The following is a 7,637-nucleotide window of genomic DNA, read 5'->3' as shown; positions in this document are numbered from 1 at the left end:
GGTGCCGGTGTCGGAGCGGCCGCCGGGGCCGCGGCTCTCGGTATTCCGGCCGCGGCCGGCGGCGCCGTTGTCGGCGGCGTGCTCGGCAGCGGCTACGGCGCCACGCTCTGATCGGGACTCGACCATCGGGACGGGGCCGCCGCTCGCGGCCGCCTGGGCAGCACGGACGCGTCGGTAGTACGGTCGAGGCGGGCTCGGACGGAGGTGACGGATGACGGTGCGCGCGGGTCTGGCCTCGTCGGCGCTGCTGACGATCGCCGTGCTGTCCGGCTGTGCGTCGCCGAGCGAAACCACCCCGCCACCCAGTCCCGCGCCCGTGAGTTCGGTACTCCCGCCGGCGCAGACCCTGGCCCCCTCGCAGCAACGCAACGAGCGCATCCGGGGAATGCTGTACACCGCGGGCTGCACCAGCAACGCCTGCGTCCAGACCTACTTCGCCTGTATGGACGGCTACCTCACCGGCGAGCCGTGCCAGTTCTACCGCGACCACCCGCCGCCACCGTGATCAGCTACGGCTGATCACCACGCGGTGGTGCGGGTGCGCTCTCGCGCGACACCCGCATCGAGCCGTGATCGCGCTCAGCGGGCGGTGGTGAGGAACTCGCCGATGGCCGGGGCGAGGATCGAGACCTTCGGATTGTGGCTCACGCCGGGCAGTTCGGCGAAGGTCGCGGAGGGCAGCGCCGCGGCGGCCGCCTTGGCGCCCCGGGTGAGCATCGGGGAGGTGCGGTCGCCGGCCAGGACGAGGACCGGGACCCGCACGTCGCTCCAGTCCGCGGGATCGAGCGACTTGCCGCGCATGTACGGCTGCATCACCGCCCAGTCGTGGGCCGTCGAGTTCGATGTCGCGGCAAGGTTTTTCCAGAAGGGCGTCATCCGCATCGCGCCGACCATCAGCCACGGCATGCCCATCGCCTTGGTCATGTAGTACCGCACTGTCTTGTTCCGCTTGTCCGCGGCGATCATCGGATGCAGCTTGTCCGCCAGATCCTTCGGCGGCACATGGTCTTTCGGATCGACGACGAACGGCGGCTCGAACGCGACCACCTCGGTCACCCCCGGCACCTCGCGCGCGGCCAGCAGCGCCAGCGCGGCACCCGAGGACCAGCCGAACAGCGCCGCCTTCCCGCCCGCGACCTCGACCAGCGCGGCGATGTCGGCGATCTCGTTGGCCACGTCGTACACGCCGGGGGAGTCGGCGCTGTCACCGCGCCCGCGCCGGTCGTAGTTGAGCACCGTGAGATCGAAGTCGGCCGCCAGCGTCTGCGCGAGCTCGACCATCGTCGAGTACTCGCGGAAGCTGAACGCGCCGCCGATCAGGATGACGGTGCCCGCCGTGCCGTCCCCGACCCGGTCGTAGGCAATCGTGGTGCCGTCGGCCGACGTCACAGTCTGCATCGTGGTTCCTCTCGCATTCGGGCCGTGTGACCACCGGACTCGACGGTACGCGATCGGGTCCATCGCAGGTCGGCACGGGTTTCCCCGGGTGCCGAGCGTTGCGGCACCGATCATGCAGACGGGGCAGGACTCAGGAAGTCATCGGTTCAGAACAGCATCGGCTCGCCGAAGCCGGGCGTGCGCTCGATCTCCAGCAGGCGGGCCTTGGTGCCGATGCCGCCGGGTGCGGAGAAGCCGTGCAGCGCGTGGTCGGCGGCGAGGACCCGATGGCAGGGGATGATCAGCGGAATGGGATTGCGGCCCAACGCCTGTCCGACGGCCTGGGCCGAGCCGGGGGCGCCGAGACGGGTGGCGATGTCGCCGTAGCTGAGGGTGTGACCGGGGTCGATGTCGCGGGTGATGGCGTAGACGCCCCGGTAGAACTCGGGGACTCCGCCGAGGTCGACGTCGATCCAGCGCAGCGCGTCCAGGGTGCCGGCCAGATGCGCGCGGATACCCGTGATCGCCGCGGTGATCACGGGTCCCGGTTCGTCCTCGACGACCGGCTCGCCGGCCAGCGGTCTGGTGATCCGGGCGAGCGTCTCCTCCTCGCTCGCCTCGGGCAGCTGGAACCTTACGACGGTGTCGCCGTGCCAGGCGATGGCGCACAGGCCGATCGCGGTGTCGAACAGTGCCGCGGCTACCGGTTCGGTCCGGGTTCCGGAACTCATGAGCACAGTGTGCGCCGACCCGGTGACAGATTCAGGGCTGCCCCCGGTCACGCGGCGAGTGGCCCGCGCTCACCGGAGGAGAGAAGGCCAGTTTTCGGTAACTGGACTGGATCGGCGTCGGTGGCCTCGGCCGCCTCGACGACCGGCTCCTCCTCGTGCACGCGCGCGGCATCCAGATCGCGGAAAAGTCGCTGCTCATCGTAGGTGCCGAAGGCTCTGTCGTGCGGCAGGTACTGGAAGGGCCAGAAGGGCAGTTCGCCGCGTTTCGGGGAGAAGTGGTAGACCGCGTACCCGAAGGCGGCGGCGACGGCGAGGGCGAGGAAAGTGGTCATGACGTAAGAATCCTCCGACTGGCCTTGCCGAGAAATATCCACTTACGGAATACTGGACTTCATGGCGACAAGAGTGATCGGCGCGTCCGGCCTGGCCCGCGACCTCGGGCGGTGGCGTGACCCCGAAACCGACGGCGACGCTCCCGAGCGCCGTCCGCACCGGCCCGCCTATCTGGCCCTGGCCGAGGCCATCCGGCTGCTGATCCACGACGGCCGCGCCCCGCTCGGCGTCGCGCTGCCCAGCGAGCGGGATCTGGCCGCCACCCTGGGCGTCAGCCGCACCACCATCACCTCCACGTACTCGCTGCTGCGCGAGCACGGTTACCTGATCAGCCGACAGGGCTCGCGCAGCACGGTGGCGCTGCCGCCCGCCATCCAGCACGACGGCTCCAAGCCGACCCGGGGCATCATGGCGCTGATGGCGCAGCCCGAACTGCCGACCATCGACATGACCTACGCGGCGATGTCGGCGCCGCCGGAGCTGCACGACGCGTATTCGGCCGCGCTGCAAGGCATTCCGGCCTTTCTCGGCACGCACGGCATGGACCCGGTCGGCGTGCTGGCGCTGCGCGAGGCGCTGGCCCGCCGCTATACCGCCCGCGGCCTGCCCACCGAGCCCGACCAGATCCTGGTGACCCTCGGCGCCCAGCACGGCCTGCGGCTGCTGCTCAACGTCCTCACCTCGCCCGCCGCGCGCGTGCTGATCGAGCACCCCAGCTACCCGAACGCCATCGAAGCCATCCGCGATGTCGGCGCCCGCCCGATCCCGGTGCCGCTGCGGCCCGAGTTGCCGCACGCCGGGTGGGATCTCGACGGGCTGCGCAGCACCGCCCGGCAGACCGCGGCGACGCTGGCCTACCTGGTCCCCGACTTCAACAACCCCACCGGCCTGTTGCTCGACGCCGACGGCCGCGCCGAACTGGCCGCCATCGCCCGCGACACCAGGATGACCATCGTCGTCGACGAGTCGATGAGCGAGCTGAACCTGTCCGACGACGCCATGCCGCCGCCGGTCGCCGCGTTCGCGAAGGGCTCGGAGATCATCACCATCGGGTCGGCGTCGAAGTCGTTCTGGGGTGGTCTGCGGGTCGGCTGGATCCGCACCAACCAGGCGCTGATCACCAAGCTGCTCGGCATCCGCGCCACCGTCGACCTCGGCACGCCGGTGATGGACCAGCTGGCCACCGTTCACCTGCTCGGACACGCCGAGCCCATCCTGGAGCGGCGGCGCGAGCAGTTGCGCGCCCAGCGCACCGCCCTGCTGGACGCGGTCGCCGAGGATCTTCCCGGCTGGCACATCGTGCCCGGCGCCGGTGGCATGTCGGTGTGGGCGCAGCTGCCGAGCCCGGTCTCCACGGCCCTGGCGGCCACCGCGCCCAATCACGGTGTATTGCTCGCCGCCGGACCGCGTTTCGGCGTCCAGGGCGCGTTCGAGCGGTTCCTGCGCCTGCCCTTCACCCATCCCGAGGCCGAACTGCGCCTGGCGGTGAAGTCGATCGCCGCCGCCTACGACGCGCTGACCCCGCGCGCCGCCGATCCGCTACAGCCGCTCACCTGCTACTGAGTCAGCCGAACCCGCACGAGTGGTATGTGGCCGGATGCGGACGCACCGTCTCGTACCCGGCACCGAGCATGAACAGCGTCGAGATCACGATCGCGACGGTGGTGAGCGGCACGGCGGCGGCGCGCGGGGACGGATAGCGGAACAGCAGCATCAGCAGGCACACCAGCGCGATCGTGGTGGCCGCCAGCAGCCCGGCCGCCAGGCCGTTGAGCAGACTGACCGTGATGGGGACCGGCGCGTCACTGCGGCAACGGGATTCGGCGAGCTGCGCCTGGCGATCGTCGAGCAGCGCCTCGGCCACCGCGAAGGCGAGCAGCGCGGCGCCGAAGGTGGTGACCGCGATCAACGCGGTGAGCACCTTCGGTGGCCGGTGGCCGGTTCGGATCCGTGGCCTGTCGTCGATAGTCGGTGAGACTACCGACGACAGGCCGGGAAATCAGTCAGCCCAGACCGATTCGATCGGTGTCGTCTCCGACGGCGGCGGCGTCGGCACGCCACCGGGGGTGCGGGAGAAGCGCGGCGCGGGCGCGTGCTGGACGACGCCCTCGATCTCGATCAGGCCGGTACGGGCCGCGATGTGCGGATTCTCGGTAGCCTCGGTGAAGGTGAGCACCGGGGTGGTGCAGGCGTCGGTACCGTCGAAGATCGCGGCCCACTCGTCGCGGGTCTTGGTCTTGAACTTGTCCGCGAACAGCTTGCGCAGCTGGTCCTGCCCGTTCGGGTCGAGCTGCATCGGCAGACCCTCCGGGTCGATCTCCAGCCCGGCCAGCAGCTGGGCGTAGAACTGCGGCTCGATCGCGCCGACGGCCATGTACTTGCCGTCGGAGGTCTCGTAGGTGTCGTAGAAGGCCATGCCGGTGTCGAGCAGGTTGGTGCCGCGCTCGTCGGACCACAGACCGACCCCGCGCATGCCCCACATCATGTGCGACAGGGCGAGCGCGCCATCGATCATCGCGGCGTCGATCACCTGGCCCTGCCCGGAGCTCTGCCGCTCGACCAGCGCGGCGAGCACGCCGAACACCAGGAACATCGAGCCGCCACCGAAGTCGCCGACCATGTTCAGCGGCGGCACCGGCCGCTCACCCTTGCGGCCGATGGCGTTGAGCACGCCGGTCAGCGAGATGTAGTTGATGTCGTGGCCCGCGCGATCGGCGAGCGGACCGTACTGGCCCCAGCCGGTCATCCGGCCGTAGACCAGGCGCGGGTTGCGGGCCAGCGCGTCGTCGGGGCCGAGGCCCATGCGCTCGGTGACGCCGGGGCGGAAGCCTTCCAGCAGCACATCGGCCCGCTCGACCAGGTCGAGGATCTTGGCGACGTCGGCGGGATCCTTCAGATTCGCCTCGACGATGGTGCGGCCACGCCACTGCGGGCGCTCCATGAATCCGGGCATCATGCCGGGACGCTGCACGCGGACCACGTCGGCGCCGAGGTCGGCCAGCAGTAGCGCGGCATGCGGACCCGGCCCGATGCCGGCCAGCTCGATGACCTTGATACCCGCGAGGGGCCCCTGCTTGGCGGTGGACTCGCTCACGACTGCACCTCGCCGGCGCTCGGCTTCGTCGTGCGCGATCGCGCGCTGTGCTTCTGGTTCGCTCGCCAAGGCTCGCTCACACCTGACCTCTGTTCATCGTCGAACGGTATTGACACTCCGACAATAGCGTCGGGATGGCGAGCCGGGTAGGGCATGGGCGAGAATTCCGGGTGGCGCGACTCGGCGTCACAATGGGAGGAACCCGGTAGTGAGCGTGTGGGGTGAGGTCATCGTAGGCCTCGTCATTCTGGTCGGCCTCGTCGGTGTGATCGTTCCGATCCTGCCAGGCGTCATCCTGATTTTCGCGGCAATCGCGGTGTGGGCCTTCATGACCGGCGGTAGCGCCGCGTGGACGGTGCTCGCGATCGCCACGGTGGCGCTGGTCATCTCCGGCGTCGTGAAGTACACCTGGCCCGGCAGGCGGATGCGGGACGCGGGGGTGTCGAACAAGGCGCTGCTGTGCGGCGCGATCCTCGGCGTCGCCGGGTTCTTCGTCATCCCGATCGTCGGCCTGTTCATCGGCTTCGTGCTCGGTGTGTACCTGGCCGAGCTGTACCGGCTCAAGACCAACGACCTGGCCTGGCCCGCGACGCTGCACGCGCTCAAGGGCGTCGGCCTGTCGATGCTGGTCGAGCTGTTCGGCGCGCTGATCGCCGCCGGTGTCTGGTTCACCGGCGCGATCCTGGCCTGAGCTATTCGATGACCGGCAGCGGGCGGGTGTGCTCGCCCGCGCCGGGCAGTTCGTCGCGGGGGATCGGCACCGTCGGGTTGTCGGTGCGCGGGATCGGCGTGGTCGGCAGGGGATCGGCCGCGGGCCGGTCCGCGACCGGCAGCCGGTAGAACTCCCTGGCGTTGTCCTCGAGCACGGCGTGCAGGTCGGCGCCGACCACCTGCCAGATCAGTTCCACGTCGGCGTCCCGGAACGGCCTGCCCGCCCTGGTGCCGGGCAGATCGGAGCCGAACATCAGCGCGCCCGGGTTGACGGCGTGGATCCGGCGCAGCGTCTCGGCCACGTCCATGTCGACCCGGCCGAAACCGGTGGCCTTCACCCTCGCGCCCCGATCGACCAGGTCCAGCAGGTAGGGCAGGCCCTCCTCGGACATGCCGAGGTGGTCGATCGAGAGCGCGGGCAGCTTGGAGATCACCGGTTGCAGCGAGGCCAGCATCTGGCCGTCGATGTAGAGCTCCACGTGCCAGCCGGCCAGCTCGTGCGCGCGCAGCGCCTGCAACGTCATCTCGGTGATGTCGGCGGCGGCGCGCTTGAGGTTGAACCGCAGCGCGCGCACGCCGGCGCGATCCAATTCGATGATCTCGTCGTCGGTGGCATCCAGATCCAGTCGGGTGACCCCCACCCAGCCGTCCCCGAGGGCCGCCAGCGCGGCCTTCAGATACGACTGGTCGGACCCCTGGAACGACGCGCTGACCACCGCACCACCGCGAACATGGAAGTGCTCCATACGCTTTCGATAGTCCGCGATGGTGTAGGGGTCAGGCAGGTAGCCTTCGTTCTCGATCAGCGGGAACCGCGGATCGATGATGTGGACGTGGGCATCGAACACTTGTACAGAATGCCTCGAGTTCGGCGGAATGGAACAGTTCGGCTCCGACGTCCGAGGCTAGACCTTGTTGGGCTCGGAAGCGCGCAGCATGTCCTCGCGCTCCACGACCTTCACGCGCTCACGGCCTTCCGGCTCGCCCAGCGCGCGCTCGTGCGCGTCGAGGCGGTACCAGCCCGCCCACGTGGTGAACGGGATGCCCTTGCCCTCGAGGAACGTGGTGACCGCGTCCAGCTCGGGCTGCGGCGCCGGGGCGAAGTCCTTGGCGTCGTCGAGCAGGCAGGCGATGGTCTCGTTGGCGTCGCCCTTGGTGTGGCCGATGAGGCCGACCGGGCCGCGCTTGATCCAGCCGGTCACGTAGGTGGCGGGCATGAAGCGGGCCGAGCCTTCGGCGGTCTCGTCGGAGATCACGCGGCCTGCCTCGTTGGGCACGGTGCCCGCCTGGTCGTCGAACGGCAGCTGGGTGATGTTCTGCGACAGGTACCCCACGGCGCGGTAGATGGCCTGCACGTCCCACTGCTTGAACTCGCCGGTGCCCTTGACGTT

General features: G+C 69.9%; 9 protein-coding genes and 1 pseudogene. 3 read left to right on the top strand and 7 right to left on the bottom strand.

What is annotated here, in order from left to right; translation table 11 throughout:
• The first annotated feature begins 211 nt into the window (after positions 1-211).
• On the top strand, positions 212-505 hold the full coding sequence (locus tag V8688_RS30240; protein ID WP_218715894.1) for a hypothetical protein: 294 nt from the start codon (positions 212-214) through the stop codon (positions 503-505).
• 74 nt (positions 506-579) lie between these two features.
• Here V8688_RS30240 and V8688_RS30235 read toward each other — a convergent pair whose 3' ends face one another.
• The 3 genes from V8688_RS30235 to V8688_RS30225 form a co-directional block, all read right to left on the bottom strand.
• Positions 580-1,398 (bottom strand): alpha/beta hydrolase, encoded by an 819-nt coding sequence (locus V8688_RS30235; RefSeq protein WP_218715893.1) that lies wholly within the window; start codon positions 1,396-1,398, stop codon positions 580-582.
• A gap of 146 nt (positions 1,399-1,544) precedes the next feature.
• Positions 1,545-2,108, bottom strand: a complete 564-nt coding sequence (locus tag V8688_RS30230; protein ID WP_218715892.1) for an MGMT family protein — start codon at positions 2,106-2,108, stop codon at positions 1,545-1,547.
• 47 nt (positions 2,109-2,155) lie between these two features.
• Positions 2,156-2,440, bottom strand: a complete 285-nt coding sequence (locus V8688_RS30225) for a hypothetical protein (RefSeq protein WP_218715891.1) — start codon at positions 2,438-2,440, stop codon at positions 2,156-2,158.
• 61 nt (positions 2,441-2,501) lie between these two features.
• On the opposite strand from V8688_RS30225, the gene V8688_RS30220 reads away from it, so the two are divergent.
• The gene (locus V8688_RS30220) at positions 2,502-4,004 is read left to right on the top strand and encodes a PLP-dependent aminotransferase family protein (RefSeq protein WP_218715890.1); all 1,503 of its coding nucleotides are present in this window, start codon (positions 2,502-2,504) and stop codon (positions 4,002-4,004) included.
• Between the two features lies 1 nt (position 4,005).
• Here the strand turns inward: V8688_RS30220 and V8688_RS30215 are convergent, their stop codons facing one another.
• Positions 4,006-4,350, bottom strand: a complete 345-nt coding sequence (locus V8688_RS30215) for a hypothetical protein (protein WP_218715889.1) — start codon at positions 4,348-4,350, stop codon at positions 4,006-4,008.
• 90 nt (positions 4,351-4,440) lie between these two features.
• Positions 4,441-5,535 (bottom strand): CaiB/BaiF CoA-transferase family protein, encoded by a 1,095-nt coding sequence (locus tag V8688_RS30210; protein WP_218715888.1) that lies wholly within the window; start codon positions 5,533-5,535, stop codon positions 4,441-4,443.
• A gap of 208 nt (positions 5,536-5,743) precedes the next feature.
• Here V8688_RS30210 and V8688_RS30205 point away from each other — a divergent pair, with 208 nt between their 5' ends.
• Complete coding sequence (locus V8688_RS30205) at positions 5,744-6,226, top strand: DUF456 domain-containing protein (RefSeq protein WP_218715887.1); 483 nt, start codon at positions 5,744-5,746, stop codon at positions 6,224-6,226.
• Position 6,227: 1 nt separating this feature from the next.
• Here V8688_RS30205 and V8688_RS30200 read toward each other — a convergent pair whose 3' ends face one another.
• Both V8688_RS30200 and V8688_RS30195 read right to left on the bottom strand, forming a co-directional pair.
• Complete coding sequence (locus V8688_RS30200; RefSeq protein WP_218715886.1) at positions 6,228-7,094, bottom strand: amidohydrolase family protein; 867 nt, start codon at positions 7,092-7,094, stop codon at positions 6,228-6,230.
• Between the two features lie 57 nt (positions 7,095-7,151).
• A pseudogene (locus V8688_RS30195) lies at positions 7,152-7,637 on the bottom strand (pyridine nucleotide-disulfide oxidoreductase); the annotation flags it as partial.

The organism is Nocardia sp. No.11, from assembly GCF_038752175.1.
GTDB classification, from domain to species: Bacteria; Actinomycetota; Actinomycetes; order Mycobacteriales; family Mycobacteriaceae; genus Nocardia; species Nocardia canadensis.
The sequence above is the reverse complement of the archived record's forward strand: the minus strand, read 5'-3'. Positions and strand labels throughout refer to the sequence as shown.

What these genes read in the sequence shown, in the direction of transcription:
- V8688_RS30240 (WP_218715894.1), top strand. Translation starts at nt 212, where the DNA reads ATGACGGTGCGCGCGGGTCTGGCCTCGTCGGCGCTGCTGACGATCGCC.
- V8688_RS30230 (WP_218715892.1), bottom strand. Translation starts at nt 2,108, where the DNA reads ATGAGTTCCGGAACCCGGACCGAACCGGTAGCCGCGGCACTGTTCGAC.
- V8688_RS30220 (WP_218715890.1), top strand. Translation starts at nt 2,502, where the DNA reads ATGGCGACAAGAGTGATCGGCGCGTCCGGCCTGGCCCGCGACCTCGGG.
- V8688_RS30225 (WP_218715891.1), bottom strand. Translation starts at nt 2,440, where the DNA reads ATGACCACTTTCCTCGCCCTCGCCGTCGCCGCCGCCTTCGGGTACGCG.
- V8688_RS30235 (WP_218715893.1), bottom strand. Translation starts at nt 1,398, where the DNA reads ATGCAGACTGTGACGTCGGCCGACGGCACCACGATTGCCTACGACCGG.